We start from the raw sequence: 20,026 nt of genomic DNA, 5'->3' as shown, positions 1-20,026 counted from the left end.
GATGCCTCGTTCAAGACCCGCGTGACTTGTGCCGCCTTGCGCCTGACCGTGTTGGCAGACTCCGGGCCCTGGCGTGCGGCCCGGTTCACATTCAGTCGAGCCAATAGCTCGCGCGCTTCTCCCGAACCCGGCCATTCTCAAGAATGACAACCCGGATGGCGTAGTTGCCGTCCCGGTAGCTCCGGCTGTAGCGCAACCCATGAAGTGACCTCGGCTTGTGCCTCTCCAGTGCGTGCTCTTCCAGCGGCGGGCCAAGGAGCGTTCGCACCCAGCTGTCAGGCATGCCGGGGGTGACCAGGCGGAATCGCCAGTCGGAGTACCCGGCTGCGTACTCGGTCGTGTCCTCACCGAATGCGGCGCGGATGAGCAAGCCGTCGAGCCCCTCCAGCAGCGTGACATGCAGGACCGCCAGGAGCACGAACGGGCTGGCCGTCCACAAGAGGCAGTGAACGAGCCCCACGGTCATCCTTCGAAGGACCGTCGCAGGACGCTTCGGGTTGCCGTCCGGAGCTCCGTCGGCAGGGAATCGCGGATTCATGAGCTCCCCCTTCGGTGCGGAAGTGCTGCGGCGCACACCATAGCAGCGCTCCTCGGTGGAAGGCTCCTTCAGGACCCGCGCGACTTGCGCCGCTTCGCCAGCCTCGCGGCCTGCTCGGGGTTGAGCATCTTCACGTAGGCCAGGAGCCCGTCGATGCGTGCCTCCTCCTTTGCATCCTCTCCGTCTCGGCCTTCCTGGTGAATCATCGCTCGCAGGCGGCGGCGCTCCTGACGTGACAGCCCGAGTTCCGTGTTCACGGTGACACCCGTGACACGCTGCGCACCACCCTTGCGCTGCACCCGCGTCTTCTCTCCGTTCACCTCGAAGCCCTCGTCCCGCACGTACCTCGCGGCCAACGCGCGTACCCTCGGCAGCGCCGCCACGTCGTCCCCGGAGAAGGTCAGGTCGTCCGCGTAACGCGTGTACGTGTAACCATAGCGGCGCGCCAGCCCCGCCAGCCGCCGGTCCAGCCGCAGCAACACCGCGTTGCACAGCCCCGGGCTCGTCGGCGCACCCTGCACGCAGACTCGCGGGCCCACCGGTACGTGGAAGACGGTGCCCTCCACCTCCACCGGCTGGCGCTCGGCCTCCGTCATCAGCACCGCCAGCGTCGCCGCCACTGGATAGCCGTAGCCCAGCGCAATCAGCAGCCCTCGCACCCGTGCGAAGGTCACGGACGGGAAGAAGTCCTTCAGGTCCAGCTTCAGCACCACCCTCCGGCCCACGTGCGGCGCCGCTCCCGTCTTGATGGAGCGTCCAGTGACGAAGCCATGCGCGTGCGCGCTCACTGGCAGCTTCGACACCAGCAGGTCCAGCAGGCGCCGCTGCAACGCTTTGAGCCGGCGCTTCGGCGCGTGGATATGCCGCAGTCCTCCCGAGCGCTTCCGCACCGCGAACGTCACATAATGCGATACCCGCTCACGCGACCGGTGGATGGAGTAGTGGCGCAGCTGCCCCACCGAGACTCTCAGCGCCGTGGCCAGCTCCTCCTCCGTGCGCCACACCGGCAGCCCGTAGCGCGCGAGCTGCGCCTCGTCCGGCAGCAGGTCCCCCTGCTCACGGTTGCGCGTGCGCAGCGTGGCGGAGAAGCGCCTGCGCGCCTCGCTCGCGGACATCAACCGCATGCGGTTCGGCGTGTAGCGGCGCGGCCCCTTGGGCAGCAGCCTCGCGTCTCGAATGATTTGCCGCCGGTGCCCGGGCTTCAGCGGCCCCGACATGGCCACCGTCTCCCGCACCCGGTCCACGGCGCGGCCACTCGCGTCCACGGGCGCGTCCAGCCGTGACACGTCGCGTGTCACCGGGCGGGTGAAGAGCCCCTTCAACCAATCGAGCCAGCTCATGGTGCTCCGGGAGGGGCCAGGGGACGACCTGCGCAGCACTGGACCCGGGGCTCCCTGCGTTTCGTACGCAGGGACCCTGGCGAAGAGAAGGAGACAGAACACCTCCGCGGCGAAACACCGCGGTACTCATGGCTCATCCGCGAGCCCTGGCCCTTCCCGGGAGCGTCAGCGGTTATCGTCATCGCCGTCCTCCGCGTCAAGCGCCCCTTCCTCGTCGCCGTCGCGAGCACGGCGCTCCTCAGGAGCCCTCGCGGCAATCGCCTCCGCCGAAGCCGGCGTGGAGCTGGCCAGCTCCCTCCGCCGCGCCCTCGCCAGCCGCGACAGCGCCAGCAGGTGCGCGCACGGGCCCAGGTTCAGCAAGTGCTCACGGAAGTGCTCGCAGCCGCAGCGGCCGAAGAGGAGCCGGTCCTCGTCGTTCAACACCAGCTCCACCTCCGCCTGCGCCCCCACCCGGCCCTGCACCACCCAGTCCCGGTGGATGACCTCGCGCACCACCGTCCCCTCGGGCGTGGGCAGCTTGCGCACCTTGCGCGTCTCTCGCGTCGCCTCGGAGGACACGTGCACCTCGCCCGCCGCCTCCAGCCGCTCCGCCTCCTCGCGCCTCGCGTCCGGTGGGTACAACCGCCCCAGGTCCACCGGCGTGGCGAACAGCTCCCGGTGCCTCCAGCGGCGCGCCTCCACGTCGAACATGGCCCGGCCCGCCGCGCACTGCGCCGCCAGCGCCGCCGCCGCTCGCGCCTTGTCCACGCCCAGCGCTCCGGCCACCTCCTCCGTGGAGGCATGGAAGCGCTCTCGCAATACGCCCAGCGCCCGCTCCGCGAGCCCCGCGTCCCGCTCCGGCTCCAGCAGCAGGTCCATTCCCGCCGTGCCCGTCCACCGGTTCGCCGTCCACCCGGACAGGCCCAGCACGAAGCGCACCCCGCCGCCCAGGTGCACCACGTAGAAGTGCGGCAGCGCGCGGCCTTTCAAATACACATCCACCCGCTCCGCGTACGGCAGCAGTGGCTCCAGCAGCCGCAGCCGCCGCCGGCCCCAGGTGCGAATCGTGCGGGCTTCCGGGCCGCCGTGCACCGCGCCTCGCAGCGGGAAGACCTGCTCCCACGGCTCCAGCACCAGGCGCGCGTCTTCACCCGGTGGCAGCTCGTAGCGCAGCGCCCGGGGCGACACCTTCGCCTTGGTGTAGCGCAGGAAGCGCTCCGCCGCGAGCAGGTCCACCGGACGCACCGAGAGCCGCGTGCCCGGCAGCGCCATGCCGCCCTGGAGCTGGAGGAAGCCGCGCACCCACGCGTCCGGCACCTCCACCTTCTGCTCGAAGCGGCCGCCCGCGCCCGTGGTGCGCACCTCGAAGCCCTCCGGCCCCACGCGCAGGTGCGTCTCACGACTGGAGCGCAGCTCCGCGAGCGCCGCCCACAGCCACGCGGTGAAGTCCACGTTGGTGGTGCCGCAGTGCACTTCGCCCTCGGGGACGAAGCACTCCCGGTCCACGATGACCAGCCCGTACGCGCTCTGGTCCTGGCTGAATGCCTCGAAGAAGACGCGGTCCGGGTGCACGGTGATGAGCGGGTCCAGGATGCCGCCCGTCCACTCCGGGTTCCACTCGTCCGAGTGCCAGATGAGCTCGCCGAGCGCCTGCAGCGCCATCCGCAGCGGCAGCACGTGCTTCGCCACGCGCGCATGGAAGCGCACCGGCCGGTGCTGGTCCGCGGACAGGCCCAGCAGCGCGCGCTCGCGGGTGGACTCGAACACGGACGGCGTGGCGTAGAGGAAGCCGAAGGTCGTCATGCGCGCTCCGCCTCTCCGGTGGGCCCGAAGACCCGGGGTGTCTCGGACGGGCCTCGCAGCTCCGGCCAGCGCACGAGCACCTGTGCCAGCAGTGCCACCAGCGACTCCTTGGGATAGCGCGTGTCGGGCAGCGCGAAGGTGTCTCGCAGGCGCGGCACGAGCCGCCTCGCGGGCTCCACGCCGTGCGCGGCGGCGTTGGCCAGCGCGGAGAAGGCCGCATGGCGGGTGCGCCGGTGCAGCGGGCGGAGCAGCGTGGCCTGCAGCAGGTCCAGGTTCTCCGCCGCCAGCTCACGCGCACGCGGCGAGTCACGGCCGAGCAGCCGGAAGGCGAGCGCCTGCACGTGAATCTGCGGCGCCTCCAGCAAGTCACGCACGGCCCGGGGCTCCGCCAGGTAGAAGTCATCCGAGCGCTGGAAGAAGAGCCTCGCGAGCCGGTTCTTCTCCAGCAGCGCATCGTAGTCCCAGACGGCGAACGCGGGGATGGCACCCAGCGCGCTGGCGGCCCGGCGGGCGAAGACGCCGCCTTCCTTCGGCAGCGCCTCGTAGTGGGAGGCCAGCGCGTCGAGCACCTTCACCCAGTCCTTCTGCGTCTTGGGGTCGTGGACCAGGTGCATGGCGGCGCGGCTGGCGAGGAAGTCCAGCAGGTCCTCGTCATCCTGTTGCAGGGCCTGGGACACCAGCTTCGGGTAGGCAGCGTGCCAGCCCGAGGCCACGTGCATGCGGAACGGGCCGCGCAGCAGCTCCGGGAAGCGCGTGTACAGCGCCACCGCTGTGCCGTCCGTCAGGGGCTGCACCCGCGCGAGGCCCAGGCCGGGCAGGTTCCACTCACCGCCAGCGCCGGCCACCTGGAGCAGCCGGCGCCGCGTCACGGCCTCGTCCGTGGCCGTGTCCTCCACCAGCCGCCGCACCTCCGCGTCGAAGGTCTCCGCCGTGGCCGAGGTCCGCAGCGCCACGCTCCACACGTCCTCCCAGCCGCGGACGCGGGCGAGCTGCAGCAGCTCAGGGAGGCCCTTCGCGTTCTTTCTCCGGCCGAACACACCCCACCGGGGGAACACCGAGCGCAGGTGCTCCAGGAGGTAGGGCACCACGTCGCGCCCACGCACCTCCGCCAGCTCCACGAAGACGTGCGCAATCCCCGGAGTGGCAGCCTCCGGGTGGTGCTCCTTCAGCTCGCGCAGCAGCGCCTCCGGCTCCCGCACGTCGCGCGCCAGCGCCAGCACGTCACGGCGCCACGTGGCCTCGTCCACCAGACGGCGGTACAGGGCGGAGGCCATCGCCGCGTCGCCGCGTGCCCGGGCCCGCTCCATCAGCGTGGTCCACAGCGGCAGGAACGCGTCACGCTGGCCCCAGATGCTCCAGCGCCACGGCAGGTGGTCGAGGATGAAGGCGCGCGCCGCCTCCGGGTCCACCGTGTCCAGCGCGAGCGCCGTCTTCTCGTCGAGGCGACACTGGCTCAGGTCTACCTTGGCCAGCGCCGTGTGCCGCGCGCTCCGGGTGGTCGCGGCCTTGAAGCGGCGCATGACGTCCTCGCGCCACTCCGTGTCCAGCGTCCCTCTCGGAAGTCCGGCCAGCTTCCACGCGTACAGGCGGCGGAACACCTCCACGTCGTCCGCGCGGTCCGCGTCGTCGAGCCACGTCTTCAGCGCGGCGGCGTTCCCGCCCTTCCATGCGTCCACCCACTTGCCTGCCGCCGTGAGGGCGCTCGGGGTGAACCAGGACAGCAGCAGCGGGCGGAAGCGGACGCGGTCCCTCACGTGCAGCGCCGGTCCCCACAGCCAGGTGAAGTCCCGGAAGTACGGCCGCCGGGCCAGTTCCTCCAGCGCGGCGCGCAGCTCCTCGTCGGACTGACGGCGGGCCAGGACGCTTCGGAGGGCCGTGTCCATCTCACGGGCCTCGCGGTGGAATCGCTGCTGCCAGCTCTCGCTCACGGCCGGAGGTCTACACCGCCCGGCCTCCCCGGCGCACGCCGGTCAGAAGCGAATCACCGGGCCGGCAATCACCGAGTGCAGCGGCTCGGCGCACTCCTTGATGACGTCCGTGGTGAACTTCACGTCGCAGAACTGGAAGGCGGTGGAGACGGACACGCCCCAGCGCGAGCTGAGCCAGCCGTCCACGCCCACGCGGAAGGCCATGCTCGTGGTGTCTATCTTCTCCCGGAAGAGGTTGCCCACCTCGTTGGGCGTGAAGGTGCTGGACCAGCTCTTCGACAGGCGCGCGCCCACCCACGGGTTGATGGGCTTGTCGCGGAAGAAGCGCAGCCGCGCCTCGATGCCCACCGCCTTGTAGTCGAGCTGTGGCTTCTCCAGCCGGTTCGGGTCCGCCGCGGTGGGGAACTGCTGCTTCCCCCACGTCTCGGACACCTCGGCCAGCAGGCCCAGGGACAGGCCCGGCGGGGACTCCACGCCCAGGTACCCGTGCAGCGCCGGCCCCATCGAGCGGAAGTCACTCAGGTGGTCCAGGGTGATGCCCGCGCCCAGGGAGGCATACCCCTGCCAGCCCTCCGCCGCCGCTTCCGTTCCCAGGCCCAGGACTCCCGCCAGTGCCACCCACTTCGACAGCGTTCTCATGCGCGCCAGTCTACGCCCCCGTGTCATGAATCCCATCGCACCGTCGTCACGGAGAGGTCCATCGAGGTCTATTACGCCGTGTCCGGTCGCGCTCGACTCACCGTGGGAGAGGCCGAGCAGCCTGCCGAGCCCGGGTCCTTCGTATACGTCCCAAAGCACGTGCGGCACCGGTGCCACTCCATCGAGGAGCGGCGGGTGCTCTTCGCGCCGGCCGAGTCCGGCGGTTAGGCTCACGCTCCAATGTCCGTCTCCTTCGAAGCCGCCGCCTCCGCCGTTCGCGATGCCCTCACCGATGCGGGGCGCGGCCTCGTCGAGCGCGAGGCCATGGTGGAGCTCGTCGCGCTGTCCGCCGTGGCCGGCGAGCACCTGCTCGTCATCGGCCCGCCCGGCACCGCGAAGAGCGAGGCCGTGCGCCGCACCGCCAGCGCCCTGGGAGGCTCCTACTTCGAGTACCTCCTGGGCCGCTTCACCGAGCCCTCCGAGCTGTTCGGCCCGGTGGACCTGCGCAAGCTGCGCGAGGGGCTCGTGGAGACGGAGACCGCCGGCATGCTGCCCGAGGCGGAGGTCGCCTTCCTCGACGAGGTCTTCCTCGGCTCCACCGCCATCCTCAACACGCTGCTTGGCATCCTCAACGAGCGCACCTTCCGCCGGGGCCACACCCGCATGCGCTGCCCGCTGCGCGTCTGCGTGGGCGCCTCCAACGCGCTGCCGGAGGACGACTCGCTCGCGGCGTTCGCCGACCGCTTCCTCACCCGCATCTTCGTGGAGCCCGTGCCCGACCCCCGGCTGGAGGAGCTGCTCGCCGGTGGGGCCTCGCTGTGGAGCGGCGCCGAGGTCCGCGCCACGTCGCTGGAGTCCCTGGACGTGCTCGCCCAGGCCGCGCGCGAGGCGGACCTGTCCGCCGTACGTCCGCACCTGGCCCACGCGCTGCGCACGCTGCGCGCCGCCGGCATCACCCTGTCCGACCGCCGCGCGGTGAAGGTGCAGAAGCTCATCGCCTCCGCCGCGGTGCTGGCCGGCCGGCGCGCGCCGAGCACCGCGGACCTGTGGCCGCTCGTGTACGCCGTGCCCACCAAGGAGGCGCAGGCGCTCACGCGCGACGTCCTGCGGGACTTGCTCGCGGCGTCGGAGAACCCCGCTCTTGCCGCCGCTGCGCTGGAGGCCAGCGCGGGGCCACTTGCGCGGGCGCAGCGCATCGCCACGGCCGGACAGGTGCTGCTCGCGGAGCGTCCCTTGGATGGCGACACCGAGGCGCTCGCCGCGTGGCGGCTGAAGCTGGAGGGCGTGGCCCGGGAGATGGACGCGGGCTTCGCTCCCGAGTCGCTGCCCGAGGACCTGAAGGCGCTGCGGACGCAGGTCGCCATGGTGCTGGCCACCCAGGGGCCTTCGATGGCCGCGGCCGACGTGGCGGCCTGAGCCGCGCGCTCGGTGGGCAGGTGGGTGATGGCGGGACGCACATGAGCAACGAGAGCCAGGACATCGCTTCCGCGCGCCTTCCGGTGCGCTGGGGGCCACGAGCCGAGCCGCTGGAGCCGCTGGCCGTCGCGGGGGAGGGGCCCGTGGCGCTCGCGCTCGCGCGCCGGGTGCTGGCTGAAGAGGACTCGCGGCTGGCCGGGTGGAGCGGCGTGGCCGGCGCGGGCGTCCTCGTGCTGCTGGGGCCCGCGGCGTCACTGCCCTGGGTGGATGGGGCCGTGTACCTCGGCAGGGATGCGGGGGCGCCGTCGCTGCTGATGCCCTGCTCGCTGGCGCCCGAGGTGTCGTCGTCGATGCTGGAGCGCGCGCTGCTGGCCCGGCTGGGGAGCGGGGGCACTCCGGTGGTGGTGCTGCCCGCGTCGGGCCACCTCGTCTCCGTGGCCGATGCACGGCCGGTGGCCCGCGTCGCGCTCACCGCATGGCTGGAGCCGGCGCCGATGGCTCCGTCTTCCGAGGTGCTGCCGTGAGCGCGCTGCCTCCCGCGCTGCGGCCCTGGGCCTCGCAGCTCTCCATCTTCCCGGACGACCTGGCCCTGCGGCTGGGCCCGTATGTGGCGCGGCTGTCCGCGGCGCTCGGCTCGCTGCGTCCTCGGGGGGAGACGGATGGTGGTGAGCCGCAGGGCTACGACGGCCTCACCCGCCGGGGCACCTTCGACCGCCTCCTGGTGAGCGAGTGGCTGTGGGCCCTGGAGTCGCCCGACGAGCTGGTGCGCCGCGCCGCCTTCGGCGAGCTGTCCTTCCTCAAGCCCTCCTACCGTCAGCCGCAGGGCGCCCGCCGCACCGTGGCGCTGCTGGACGCGGGGCCGGACCAGCTCGGGGCGCCTCGCATCGCGCACCTCGCGCTCCTCATCGTCCTGTCCCGGCGCGCCGAGGCCGCGGGCGCCGCCTTCTCCTGGGCCGTGCTCCAGTCCGAGCCGGCGAAGGGCGCCTTCTCCGAGGTCACTCCTGGCACCGTCAGGACGTGGCTCTCCGCACGCAGCCTGGAGCCACCCACGAGCGAGGGGCTCGCGGCCTGGCGCAAGGCGCTGTCCCTGGACGCGGCCCCGGAGGACGCGTGGCTCGTGGGTGACGCGCGCCTGTCGCGGCTGCCCGGCGCCACGGGCCTGTCCCGCGTGGAGGTGACCGAGCCCCTGGCCGCCGACGCACGGCGGCTCGTGGTGGAGGTGCGGCCTGCCTCCCGCGCCGCGCGCTCCGTGGTGCTGGACCTGCCGCCGCCCGACGACTGCGTGCGCCTGCTGCGAGAGCCATTCCCCGTCACCCGCGCCGCGACGCCCGTGGCGGTCCCCAAGACGGCGGCGCTGGACTCGTTCTCCTTCTCCGCGGATGGCCGCCGGCTGCTGCTCTTCCACAAGGACGGCAGCGTGGGCGCCATGGCCATTCCGCACTCCGTCCGCGCCACCGTGCCCAAGGTCCGGCGCGTGACGCTCCACGCGTCGCAGCCCGTGGTGGGCGTGGGCTGGCGCCACACCGGTGGCCTGCTCGTCCTGGCGGAGACCTCGGCTCCGGGCGGGACGGGCTATCTGCTCCACGGCCACCTCCGGGACGCCAGTCCCTTCGGGCCCTCGAAGGAGTTCTTCAAGTCCCGCGACAGGGACGCGAAGCCGATCCGTCCGCTCAAGGGACAGCCACCGGACCGGCTCCTGAGCTTCGTGGATGACTCCAATCGCGAGCGCGTGCTGCTGGCCGGCCGGGGCGAGAGCCTCTTCCTCATCGAAGAGGACCGGAGCATGCGCCGCATCGACGTGTCGCGTGTCGAGACGCATGTGATTGCCGCGGCCGAGGTGAACCGGAAGGTGGTCTTCGTGACGCGCGGCGTGCCCTCCGACCCGTCGGGAGCGTCGAGGGAGACCTGGCTGGGTGTCGTGGAGAAGGACTGCGTGCGCCACATCCCCCTCGGCTCTGAGGGGAACGTGGCGTACTTCGGCTACGCGAGCGAGCGCGCCCATCCCATCGTGGGGCTGCTCGGGTTGCGACAGCGGCCGGGCCTCTGGAGGCTGTTCCGCGGCGACAGCGGGGAGAACGTGCAGCTGCCCGTGGGCATGCGCGCGGTCGGCGTGGGCAGCTGCCGCGAAGTCCCTGGCGGGGCCGGCCTGCTGGCGCTCGACTCGGACGAGCGGACCTTCTGGCTCATCAGCGCGACGGGCCAGGTCAAGGTCGCCGTGGCCCGGGAGCCCGTGGTGCACGCCGAGGCCAGCCATGCCCTGCCGCTGCTGGGGTGGTTGATGAAGGGGGGCGGGATGGTGCTGTGGAACCTGGCCGAGGGCGCAATCCTGTATCAGTCCGTGCCGGAGGGCGGCGGATGAGCGCGAGACCTCTCGGCGTCCGGCCCCGCCGGCACCTGCACCGGGGCACGGTGCGTGCGGCGGCCTTCTGGTTCGACCCCGCGCTGCTCGGCGAGGCCGAGGCGCGCCGGCGCGTGCTCGCCGCGTGGAGGCAGGGAGCCTCCGTCCATGCCGTCGCCGGGGGCTATCTGCTGCGCCTGCCCCGCACGTGGGTCGTCGCCAGTGACTCGGCGCCAGGGCTGCCGCTCACGCTGGAGCAGGGCGTCCTGTGCTCGGCGCCGCTGTCCGCCACCGAGCGCGGGCAGCTGGAGCCGCGAGAGGGCGCGGTGGTGCTGGTCCTCGCAGGCGTCGCGGGGGTGCATTCACTGGATGGTGCCACCACGGTGGACCTGTCCCGGTGGCTCGACGTGTCCGGGTGGGTGGTGGTGCCCGCGCGAGGCCTGGGTGCGCCTCCGCCGCCCGTGCGGGTGCTGGCGCCACTCCCGCCGCTCACTCGCGGTGCTTTCGGCTCCGCCGTGCCCACGCTGGCGCCCGAGGCCCAGGTGATGCTGGCGCGCATGCAGGGGAAGCCCCCGCCCGACGGGCTCGTGGTGGCTCCGCCTCCAGGCCTGCTGGCGCGCCTGCGCGCGGCATGGTCGCGCCGTGGCGCCGGACAGGCGGGCACGGGTGCAGCGGGTCCGGGCCTGCTGGCGCGGGTGCGCGCGGCGGTGTCGGGCGGCGGTGGGGCCAGCGCGGCGGGCATGGGTGCGTCGTCCGGCCCGGGCCTGCTGGCGCGGCTGCGCGCGGCGTTCCGCTCCGGTGCGGCCCCGGGTGATGCGGCTCGTGTCTCCGGCGCGGGGGCCCCTCGGGGTCCGGGCCTGCTGCGGCGCATGCTCGCGGGGCTCGGTGCGGGCAGCGGCGCTTCGGCTCCTGCTGCTTCGGGCCGTCCCGGCCTGGGCGCCCGGCTCGCCGCGTGGTTCCTGCGAGGCAAGGCCCCGCGCGCACTGCCCCCGGGCTCCGGGCGGAGTGCACAGGGCCCTGGCTCGCTCGCGAGGCCTTCCCAGCCCTCGGCGCTGGGCCGCTGGCTCGCCGCCTTCTTCGGGCGCTTCGCCACGGCCTCGGTGGAGGCACCGACTCCCGCTCCCGGCAACGCCGCCACGCCGCCTCCGGACGCGAGCACCGCGCCTCCAGGCCCGGGCCTGTTGTCGCGCATGTCGGAGTGGATGATGCGCAACACGCCGCTCGGCCAGCTGCTGGGCCAGCGCAAGGCGGAGTACATGCGCAAGCTCTTCGACATGTTCGAGGAGGGCAACCTCCAGGAGGCGCTGCGCTACGCCATCCCCCTGAACGCGAGCACGGACGAGCACGCGCGGGAGGCGCTGGGGCTGCCCGGTCCCCGCGAGAAGCTCACCATCCGCCCGAAGGGGGGCGGCCCCGCCTCCGTGTTCGCGGGCGGCGAGGAGCTGTTCGCCTCCCTCAAGGAGCGCTACCGCGACGCCTTCCGTCGCCTGGAGCGCGAGGGCCGCATCGACGAGGCGGCCTTCGTCCTGGCGGAGCTGCTGGGCGCGCACGAGGAGGCCGTCTCCTTCCTGGAGCGGCACGGGCGCTACAAGCTCGCGGCCGAGGTGGCCGAGGGCCGTGGCCTGCCTCCGGGGCTGGTGGTGCGCCAGTGGCTCCTCGCGAAGGACGTGGCGCGCGCGACGGCCATTGCCCGGCGCAGCGGCACCTTCTCGGACGCGGTGCTGCGGCTGGAGCGCACCCACGCCGAGGAGGCTCGCGTGCTGCGGCTGCTGTGGGGCGAGTCGCTCGCCGAGTCCGGCGACTGGGTGCGCGCGGTGCAGGCGGTGTGGCCCCTCACCGAGGCCCGGGACCTGGCCTTCGCCTGGATACGGCGGGGCGTGGAGTGCGGCGGCGTGGCCGGCGCGCGGCTGCTGGCGATGTGGGCCTCCGCCCATCCCGACGGGCTCACCGACACCGAAGCGCGGGTGCGGGAGCTGCTCGACGACGACAGCCCGGAGCGCGTGCTCGAGCGCTACACCTTCGCCGTCACCCTGTCCGGCGAGTTCGCCTCCGCGCGCCGCACCGCGCTCCTGACGCCCACGGTGCGCGCGCTGCTGCGCGACGGGGCCGCGGGCCGGGGCAGCTTCACGCCCGACTTCATCACCCGGCTGCTGCGAGACACCACCGACGGCTCGCTGCGCACGGACCTGCCCCCGCTGTCCGATACGCTCCGCTCCCGTCCCCTCTGGAGCAATGATGCGTCCCTGCCGCTGGTGCGCGCGAGCGTCCGGACGACCGACGAGGGCGCCTTCTCCGTCCACGACGCGGTGGTGCTGCCGGACGGCCGGCTGCTGCTCGCGCTGGGCGAGGCGGGGGTGCGGCTGCTGCACCCGGACGGGCGCGTGGTGGCGCACCTCGACGCGCCCGCCTTCGCGCTCGTGCCCTCCATTCAGGGAGACCGGGCCCTGGCGCTCGCGCCCCGAGGCGACGTGTGGCGCCTGTCCCGCCTGGACCTGGTGGCGCGCCGGGCCACCGCGTGGTGCGACGCACCGCTGGACGCCTGGGCGCCCACGTATGACGGCGGCGTCTGGTTCACCGCGTCCCAGCGCTCGGTGATGATGGTGGACGCGCTGGCCCCAGACTTGCGCGCGCTCTGGCGGGTGGGGGACCTGCCCGGCCGGGTGCGCTGCCTGGCCGCGGACGCCGCGCGCATGAGCTGCCTCACCGAGGAGCTGGAGCGGTGGACCTACGACGTGCCGCAGGGCCCCACGCTGCGCGCCCGCACCCCGATGATGTCGGTGGAGAAGGGCACCGCGTTCCGCCTTTTGTCCTCGTCGCTCACGGCGGACGGCGAGGTGGCCGCGAGGGTTGCCCTCCTCGTCCCGAAGCCGTCTCCACCCGGGACGCCCGACGATGGCCCGGTCCCCACCCTCGGGGAGCTCTCCCTCTGGCTGAAGCCCGGCAGCACCCGGTCGGCAAAGGAGCCGGCGCCCCTGCGCCAGGGGCGGGAGGAGCTCGTCCTCACCGAAGCGTGGCGGGCCGAGGTGCTGCACCACACCGGGCACTGGCAGGTCGAGCTGGTGGACGCTCGCGGCGCCAGGCGTGCGCTGCTCACCTTCGAGGGAGAGGCCCCCGCCACGCGGGTGCGCTACTCCCCCGGCGCGCTGCTGGCCTTCGACTCGCGCGGCCGGGTGCTGTGGCTCGACCTGGAGAGCGGCATGGTGCGCACGGTGGCCGTGGCGTGAGCCGGGCGGCGCTCAGCAGCCGCGCAGCAGGTGCGAGGGGACGAAGGACACGGTGGCGGTGAGCGCGCGCTCCGTGTCGTCCACCTCCAGCATCACCTGCACGCCCTCCACCGTCACCAGCAGTGAGGGTGGGGTGCCCGGCAGCGCCTGCAGCCACGTGGAGGCCATGGGCAGCTCCGTGCCCACCAGCTCCGCCGCGCGTAGCAGGTGCATGCGCACCGCGTGACTCACGGGGCCCGGCAGCGTGCGCAGCTGGAGGGACACCTCCTCCACGAAGCGCAGCTCGTACGGTCCGGAGGGCTCCCTCGGAGCCGTCTCGGGAAGCTGGCGGAGCTGCGCGCGCAGGTCGCCCAGCATCGCCTCGGGCGCGTGGGGCTTGCGCAGGTAGCCCACCACGCCGTCCAGCGGCGGCTCCTGCCCGTTCAGCGCCGCGGAGAACATCAGCACGTTCAGGTGCCGCAGCCGCTCCGTCGTCCGCAGCTGGCTGTACAGCTCCCACCCGTCCATCCTCGGCAGCAGCAGGTCCAGCAGGATGAGGTCGGGGTGCCCGGCGCGAGGCCGCGTGCGCAGCCACTCCAGCGCCTCCACCCCGTCCCTGGCGTGCGAGACGGTGACGCCTTCCGCCCGCACCGCGTCGACGAGGCACTCCCGCCAGGTGGAGTCATCCTCGATGAGGAGCAGGTGCTGGACGTTCGTGGACATTTCAGTGGGCCGGGAAAGACACCCCTCTGGTATCCCCCGCAAGAGGTTTGCGCCAGTGAGGGACCTGACGTGCGTTGGCTGTCCGACAGCGCGGAGGCATTTCGGACTCCCCACGCAGGTGTGGAGGAGAGCCCCCCGCAAGGTGCGGGAACCCGACGGGTGTCCTGGACCTCCAGTACGGCTTGTTCGTAGGGGTGGAGGTCGCCAGTCTGGAAGGGTCATGGCCCTTCGTCTCCAGCTGGCGCCGCGTGCACTCCGGACCCTCAGCGGGTGCCCTTCATCGATGCGGGAGCAGGTCCAATGCGAGCTGGGCGCGCTCGCCGCTGGACTCCCGCTCGACGGGCCGCTCGTCCTGGGACAGTCCGGACTCGTGGTGCTCGATTCCGGCTTCCGCGTCCGCTACCACCTGGACCCGGGACACGGGCTGCTGCGGCTCACGCACGTGCAGGCGCCCCAAGCCCACGTCCGCTGAAGCGCCGAGTGGGGCGGAACGGACCCGGGCTGGGAGTGGGGTGCTGCCATGCAGGCCCCCAGTCGGTTGCTGGTGGGCGGGGCTCGCACGTCAGGTGGGGGTATTAACCTGGAGAACATGGAGCCCTCGGCCAGCCGTGTGAATTCCGTTCTCGTGGTGGAGGACGACGCGGACCTGCGCGCCGCGGTGGCCGACATCCTCGAGGACGAGGGCTTCGTGGTCCATGTGGCGGAGAACGGCCGGGACGCGCTGGAGGAGCTGGGGCACATGGGGCACATGCCCTGCGTGGTGCTGCTGGACCTGATGATGCCCGTCATGGACGGCTTCGCCTTCATGGAGCGGTTTCGCGCGGACCCGGTGCTGAGCCAGGTGCCCGTGGTGGTGTTCTCCGCGTCGGTGCGGGAGCCGCCGGAGGGGGCCAGCGCCATGATTCGCAAGCCGTTCGAGATTCCCGCCCTGCTGAGCGCCGTGGCGGGCTACTGCCCGCGGGAGTGAGGCGGGGGGCGGCGCGCGTCCCCAGGCCCCTCCTGGACGTTCACCGCAGGCACGCCCGGACGGCGCGCTGCGCTTCGCGGTTGTCATCCCAGCGTGCGCGGCCTTACATCGGACCCCGCCGCGGGCCCGGCCCGGCCGCGGACGAAAGACACCGTGTCCATTTCCCTGGCTGACTTCCTGCTCCAGCACCGGGACGCCATCATGGAGGCGTGGGAGGCGGAGGTGCGCGCCATTCCCGCCGCTCAGGCCCTGTCACGGCTCGCGCTGAGGGACGGGCTGCCCCGGCTGCTGGACGTCGTCGCCGGCCTCATGCGCCAGCGGCCCCCGGGCGAGGTGGCCACGGGCCTGGGCCCCATCCCGGACCTCCATGCCCTGGAGCGCCTGGGCGAGGGCTTCAACCTCCGCCAGGTCGTGACGGAGTACCGCCTGCTGCGCACCTGCGTCTTGCGCCTGTGGACCGCCCGGGGCTCCGCCGCGCCGCCGCACCCGGAAGAGGAGCGCGTCTTCCACGAGGCCATGGACGAGGCCGTGGCGGCCTCCGTCAGCCGCTACGCCCGCGCGCGCGAGCGCACGCTGCAGGCGCTGGACCGCATCAGCACCGCCGCCCTCGGCAACGCGGACGTGGCCAGCTTCCTGCCGCGCCTCCTCCAGGTGCTGCGAGAGACGGTGGCCGCCGTCGACGTGGCCGCCGTGCTCCTCAAGGAAGGCGACTCGCTGCGCGTGGAGTGCGCGGTGGGGGAGGGCATGACGGCCGGAGTCCACGTCCCCATGGGCGAGGGCTTCGCGGGCACCGTCGCCGCCATCCGCCAGCCGCTGCTGGTCCACGAGGCCGCCGGTGACGCCCGGGTGAACGAGCCGTCCCTGCGCGCCGCGGGCCTGCGCGCGCTGTACGGCGCACCGCTGGTGCTCGACGAGGAGCTGCTGGGCGTGGCGCTCATGGGCAGCCGCGCCAGCAGCGAGCTGTCCGAGGAGGATTTGCTGCTGTTTCGCGCCATGGCGGCGCGCACCACCGCGCTGCTCGCCCAGGCGCAGGCCCATGCCCGCGAGCGCGCGGCCCGCGCCGAGGCCGAGGCGTCCCTGGCCCGCCTGCGCGACAGCGAGGCCGGCCTGCGGCGCTGGGAGCAGGTCTTCACGCGGCTGGGCGTGGGCGTGGCGGTGGTCAGCTCCGAAGACAACGTCCTGCGCGACGTCAACCCCGCCTTCGCGCGCATGCACGGCTACACGCCGGAGGAGCTGAAGGGCCGGCCGCTGGAGGAGACCTTCGCCCCGGAGGCGCGCGGCGTGCTGCCCCGGCACGTGTCCGCCGCCAACTCCAAGCCCTCCCACGAATACGAGTCGCTGCACCTGCGCAAGGACGGCAGCCGCTTCCCCGCCTTCACCCACGTGACGGCCTTCCGCGACGAGACGGGCCTGGTGTCCCAGCGCGTGGCCACCGTGCTGGACATCACCCAGCGCCGCGCGGTGGAGGCGGACCGGCAGCGGCTCTTGTCCGCCATCGAAGGCGAGCGGGCCCGGCTGGCCTCGGTGCTGGACCAGATGCCCGCCGGCGTCTTCATCGCCGAGGCGCCCAGCGGCCGCCTGCTGATGGCCAGCCGGCACGTGGAGGTGCTCACCGGCAGGCCCTTCCGGCCCGCCGCCTCCCTGGAGGACTACTCGCGCGACTACACCCGCGCGCTGCACCCGGACGGGCGCTCCTACGCCACCGAGGAGTGGCCCCTGACGCGCAGCCTGCGCCACGGCGAGGTCGTCCAGGGCGAGGAGCAGCTCATCCTGCGCGAGGACGGCCAGCGCATCACCGTGCTCGTCTCCAGCACGCCCATCCGGGACCGGGAGGGCACCATCGTCGCGGGCGTGGCCACCATGGTGGACGTCACCGAGCGGCGCCGCGCCCAGGAGGCCGCGCTGCAGGCGGCCCTCTTCGGCGAGCGGCTCATCGCCATCGTCAGCCACGACTTGCGCAACCCCCTCAACGCCATCCAGCTGTCCGCCACGCAGCTGCTGCACAGCGAGGCGCTGCCCGAGCGCGAGCGGCGGCTCGTCACGCGCCTGGCCCGCTCCAGCGACCGGATGAAGCGCATGATTTCGGAGCTGCTGGACTTCACCCGGGGCCGGCTGGGCGGCGGCATCCCCATCCAGCGCGTGCCGGGAGACCTGCGCACGGTGGTGCGGCAGGGCGTGGAGGAGCTGGAGGCGGCCTGGCCCGAGCGCAGCGTGCGGCTGCAGGTGGCCGCGGGGCGCTATGACGGCGAGTGGGACGCGGACCGGCTGCTGCAGGTGGTGAGCAACGTGGGCGGCAACGCGCTCCAGTACAGCGCGCCGGACGCGCCCGTCACCTTCAACCTCTCGGACGCGGGCGAGGCGGTGGTGCTGGAGGTGCACAACCCGGGCGAGCCCATCCCCGCCGACGTGCAGCCGCGCCTGTTCGACCCGTTCCGCCGGGGCGCCGCGGCCAGCCAGGGCGGCGGGGTGGGCGGCGGCCTGGGGCTGGGGCTCTACATCGTCGAGCAGGTGGTGAAGGGGCACGGGGGCCGCATCGAGGTGACCTCCACCGCCGAGACGGGCACCACGTTCCGGGTGACGCTGCCTCGCTCCGTCAGCCCAGGCCCACCACGCGGGTGAGGGTGTCGCGCAGCTCGCCCAGGTCCACCGGCTTGGGCACGGTGGCGAGGATGCCCTCGGGCAGCGCCTGGGCATTGCCCGCGCCGGACACCACCACCACGGGCAGGGTGCGCAGCTGGGCGTCCTCGCGGACGTGACGCATCAGCTCCCAGCCGCTCATCACCGGCATCATCAAGTCCAGCAGCACCGCGTCCGGGCGCGGCAGCCGGCGCAGGCGCTCCCACGCGGACAGGCCATTGCCCGCCGTCTCCACCGCGAACCCCTCCATCGTCAGGAACTCTTCCAGCAGCTCGCGGCTGTCGGCGTGGTCTTCCACCAGGAGGACGAGGTTGGGCGAGGACATGGCGCCAGTCTTGTACCGACGTCCAATGGCCGCCAGCGGGCGGACGTGCCGTACGTCCTGCCGTGGACGCCCCGGATGTTCACAAGAACACCGTACCGTGGCCGGAATTCAGGCGTCCGGGTCGTCCTCCGGCAGGAGTCTGTCCTCCAGGGCCTCTTCCGGAGACTCGCCGCCCTGCACGCGCAGCGCGGCGTAGCGCAGGCCGGCCAGCTCGGCGAGGGCCTCCGGGCGGCCGAAGGGCGGGCCGGCGCGGCGCAGGTGCTCGCGCAGGGCGCGGGCGAGCTCGGCGCCGGTGGTGAAGCGCTCCACCCTGTCGGGGGCGAGGGCCTTCTGTACGAGGGGCGCCAGCGCGGCGGGCACCGCGCGCGTGGCCTCGTCCAGGTCCGCGTGGCCGTAGCCGAGGATGCGCGTCTTGAGCTCGTAGGTGGCGGCCTGGCTGACGGCCTCGTGCATGGCGGCGGCCAGCGCCTGCTCGCGCAGGCTGGAGTCCTGGACGAGGCGGCGCTCGCGGCGGCGGCGGCGCTCGGCGTCGAAGCGGTCCGCGCCCTCGAAGAGGTGGCGGCCGGTGAGCAGCTGGAGCAGGACGATGCCGAGCGCGAACAGGTCCGCCCGGCCGTCCAGGCCAATCCGGGCCACGTGCTCGGGGGCGGCGTAGGCGAGGCTGCCCTGCAGGTCCCCGTCCTCGGTGCCCACCCGGCCGGTGAGGCGCGACCAGGCGGCGCCGAAGTCGAGCAGCTTCACCGCGCCGTGCTCGGTGATGAGGATGTTGTGGGGGCCCACGTCGCGGTGGACGACCTCCAGCGCGCGGCCGTGCTCGTCGGTGAGGTTGTGGGCGTGGTGGAGCGCGTCGGCGATTTCGGCGGTGACGTAGAGGGCGAAGCCCTCGGAGATGGGGAGCTCGGCGCGGGCGGAGGCCTCCAGCAGCGTGTCGAGGCGGTGGCCGGGGGTGTGCTCGAAGACGAGCACCGGGGCCTCGTCGGGGCCCTTGAGGTGGTGGACGGAGACGATGTTGGGGTGGTGGAGCTGCGCGGTGAGGCGGCCCTCCTCCAGCAGCCGGCGGGGCGCCTCCGCGACGGTGGTCAGCGGGCGCTTGAGGACGGCATAGCCGCCGAAGCCCCCTTCATAGAGACGGCGGGCGAGCACCAGCTCCCCATGGTGGGCGGGGCCCAGGGAGCGGACGAACTCGTACGAGGTGCGGCCGGAGCGCAGCAGCACGGGCGGCGGAGGGGGGACCTCGGGCGGCGGGGACGACATGGCGACTCTCCTCGGACCGGACGGACCTCATGGGTCCGGCGGCTCACCCTGCGAGTATGGTCGTCCCACGTCCAGAAGTCACCCGATGGGTAGTGCCTGCCCCGGGCGTTATCAGCGGCTGAGAGGAACGCCCGCGGGCACGGGCCACCCGGCCGCGGGGGTGTGGTTCCTGGTGGGACAGCCGGTCTCGGGATGCGGCCCGGAGAGGGGGCTGTACCTGCCAGGTCCAGCGGCCCGTGCACTGGGCGTCCCAGTGCGTTTCCGGGTCGGGACACTACCCGCCATATCGGTATATCGCCTACTCACTTGCTGGGTTATAAGCCGGGAAGAACTCCCGACCGAAGGCGGCCTGTTCCTGCGCAGACCGTGGCTTCGGCCCGTACTCACAAGGTTGACGCGGTGAAGACCCACCTCGAAGGTTCCGCTTCCCCCCGCAAGCGGCCCCGGCCCCGGCGTCGCAGCACGACGGACCGCGCCAGGATGTCGCGTCAGCAACTGGAGAGGCGCCTGGCGGCGAGCGTCGGCGAGGCGGCCCGGTCCGCTCGGATGAGCGCGGGTCTGACGCAGGCGGACGTCGCCGAGCGCGTTGGCATCGCCGCGGAGGTCTACGGGCGCATGGAGCGGGGGAGGATGATGCCCAGCGTGCCCACCCTGTTCCGCCTGTGCCTGGCCCTGCGCCTGTCCGCGGATGTCGGCATGGGGCTCGTCACGGCGGCGTCTGTCGGCGCGGCCCTGTGGGAGGAGGACTCCAAGGACAAGGACCACCTGCCGGAGATGCGGCGGCTGCTGCGGACCCTGCGCCGCATGTCCCGGGGCCAGCTCAAGCTGATGAACCAGGTGGCCTCCGCCATCCTGCCCCAGCGGTAGGGCCCGCCTTCGGCGCGGGGCCCGGCGGCGCCATGCGTCCGGGCCGGGATCCTCGACAGGGGGAACTTC

17 protein-coding genes are annotated in these 20,026 nt (G+C 73.2%); 9 read left to right on the top strand and 8 right to left on the bottom strand.

Annotation, left to right across the window (positions count from 1 at the left end; all coding sequences use genetic code 11):
* Window positions 1-91: 91 nt before the first annotated feature.
* From LXT23_RS21880 to LXT23_RS21860, 5 genes are all read right to left on the bottom strand, one after another.
* Window positions 92-538, bottom strand: a complete 447-nt coding sequence (locus tag LXT23_RS21880) for a hypothetical protein (protein WP_253982162.1) — start codon at window positions 536-538, stop codon at window positions 92-94.
* Window positions 539-606: 68 nt separating this feature from the next.
* Complete coding sequence (locus LXT23_RS21875; RefSeq protein ID WP_253982161.1) at window positions 607-1,878, bottom strand: reverse transcriptase family protein; 1,272 nt, start codon at window positions 1,876-1,878, stop codon at window positions 607-609.
* A gap of 165 nt (window positions 1,879-2,043) precedes the next feature.
* Window positions 2,044-3,660, bottom strand: coding sequence for a hypothetical protein (locus tag LXT23_RS21870; RefSeq protein ID WP_253982160.1), 1,617 nt, complete (start codon window positions 3,658-3,660; stop codon window positions 2,044-2,046).
* Complete coding sequence (locus tag LXT23_RS21865; protein WP_253982159.1) at window positions 3,657-5,588, bottom strand: type 2 periplasmic-binding domain-containing protein; 1,932 nt, start codon at window positions 5,586-5,588, stop codon at window positions 3,657-3,659. Before LXT23_RS21865 ends, LXT23_RS21870 begins: the two co-directional genes overlap by 4 nt.
* A gap of 42 nt (window positions 5,589-5,630) precedes the next feature.
* Window positions 5,631-6,227, bottom strand: coding sequence for a porin family protein (locus tag LXT23_RS21860; RefSeq protein WP_253982158.1), 597 nt, complete (start codon window positions 6,225-6,227; stop codon window positions 5,631-5,633).
* On the opposite strand from LXT23_RS21860, the gene LXT23_RS49730 reads away from it, so the two are divergent.
* Genes LXT23_RS49730 through LXT23_RS21835 form a run of 5 tightly spaced genes read left to right on the top strand, consistent with a single transcriptional unit; the run spans window position 6,111 to window position 13,205 of the window.
* On the top strand, window positions 6,111-6,455 hold the full coding sequence (locus tag LXT23_RS49730) for a cupin domain-containing protein (protein WP_323379065.1): 345 nt from the start codon (window positions 6,111-6,113) through the stop codon (window positions 6,453-6,455). The two genes, LXT23_RS21860 and LXT23_RS49730, sit on opposite strands and share 117 nt — an antisense overlap.
* A gap of 12 nt (window positions 6,456-6,467) precedes the next feature.
* Window positions 6,468-7,643: an AAA family ATPase gene (locus tag LXT23_RS21850; protein ID WP_253982156.1), complete on the top strand. Its 1,176-nt coding sequence runs from the start codon at window positions 6,468-6,470 to the stop codon at window positions 7,641-7,643.
* Window positions 7,644-7,684: 41 nt separating this feature from the next.
* Entirely contained in the window at window positions 7,685-8,167 is a 483-nt protein-coding gene (locus LXT23_RS21845; RefSeq protein WP_253982155.1) for a bpX5 domain-containing protein, read from the top strand.
* The gene (locus tag LXT23_RS21840; RefSeq protein ID WP_253982154.1) at window positions 8,164-10,002 is read left to right on the top strand and encodes a hypothetical protein; all 1,839 of its coding nucleotides are present in this window, start codon (window positions 8,164-8,166) and stop codon (window positions 10,000-10,002) included. The genes LXT23_RS21845 and LXT23_RS21840 overlap by 4 nt, the downstream gene beginning before the upstream one ends.
* Window positions 9,999-13,205, top strand: a complete 3,207-nt coding sequence (locus LXT23_RS21835) for a bpX6 domain-containing protein (protein ID WP_253982153.1) — start codon at window positions 9,999-10,001, stop codon at window positions 13,203-13,205. Before LXT23_RS21840 ends, LXT23_RS21835 begins: the two co-directional genes overlap by 4 nt.
* 12 nt (window positions 13,206-13,217) lie before the next feature.
* Here the strand turns inward: LXT23_RS21835 and LXT23_RS21830 are convergent, their stop codons facing one another.
* On the bottom strand, window positions 13,218-13,907 hold the full coding sequence (locus LXT23_RS21830) for a response regulator (protein WP_253982152.1): 690 nt from the start codon (window positions 13,905-13,907) through the stop codon (window positions 13,218-13,220).
* Window positions 13,908-14,127: 220 nt separating this feature from the next.
* Between LXT23_RS21830 and LXT23_RS21825 the strand changes: the two genes are divergently transcribed.
* The 3 genes from LXT23_RS21825 to LXT23_RS21815 all read left to right on the top strand — a co-directional run bounded on the left by LXT23_RS21825 (window position 14,128) and on the right by LXT23_RS21815 (window position 17,493).
* Window positions 14,128-14,379, top strand: a complete 252-nt coding sequence (locus tag LXT23_RS21825; RefSeq protein ID WP_253982151.1) for a hypothetical protein — start codon at window positions 14,128-14,130, stop codon at window positions 14,377-14,379.
* Between the two features lie 138 nt (window positions 14,380-14,517).
* The gene (locus LXT23_RS21820) at window positions 14,518-14,874 is read left to right on the top strand and encodes a response regulator (protein WP_253982150.1); all 357 of its coding nucleotides are present in this window, start codon (window positions 14,518-14,520) and stop codon (window positions 14,872-14,874) included.
* A 201-nt stretch (window positions 14,875-15,075) separates the two neighbouring features.
* On the top strand, window positions 15,076-17,493 hold the full coding sequence (locus tag LXT23_RS21815; RefSeq protein ID WP_253982354.1) for a sensor histidine kinase: 2,418 nt from the start codon (window positions 15,076-15,078) through the stop codon (window positions 17,491-17,493).
* On the opposite strand, the gene LXT23_RS21810 is transcribed toward LXT23_RS21815, so the two are convergent.
* Together LXT23_RS21810 and LXT23_RS21805 are read right to left on the bottom strand one after the other, a co-directional pair.
* The gene (locus LXT23_RS21810) at window positions 17,468-17,836 is read right to left on the bottom strand and encodes a response regulator (RefSeq protein ID WP_253982149.1); all 369 of its coding nucleotides are present in this window, start codon (window positions 17,834-17,836) and stop codon (window positions 17,468-17,470) included. The genes LXT23_RS21815 and LXT23_RS21810 overlap by 26 nt on opposite strands.
* 108 nt (window positions 17,837-17,944) lie before the next feature.
* On the bottom strand, window positions 17,945-19,090 hold the full coding sequence (locus LXT23_RS21805) for a serine/threonine-protein kinase (RefSeq protein ID WP_253982148.1): 1,146 nt from the start codon (window positions 19,088-19,090) through the stop codon (window positions 17,945-17,947).
* Between the two features lie 480 nt (window positions 19,091-19,570).
* Here LXT23_RS21805 and LXT23_RS21800 point away from each other — a divergent pair, with 480 nt between their 5' ends.
* The gene (locus LXT23_RS21800; protein WP_323379064.1) at window positions 19,571-19,957 is read left to right on the top strand and encodes a helix-turn-helix domain-containing protein; all 387 of its coding nucleotides are present in this window, start codon (window positions 19,571-19,573) and stop codon (window positions 19,955-19,957) included.
* The last annotated feature ends 69 nt before the right edge of the window (window positions 19,958-20,026 follow it).

Origin of the sequence: Pyxidicoccus xibeiensis (assembly GCF_024198175.1) — a bacterium.
In the GTDB taxonomy this organism is placed as follows: Bacteria; Myxococcota; Myxococcia; order Myxococcales; family Myxococcaceae; genus Myxococcus; species Myxococcus xibeiensis.
Note: the sequence above shows the minus strand (reverse complement) of the source record. Positions and strands in the feature narration are given on the sequence as shown.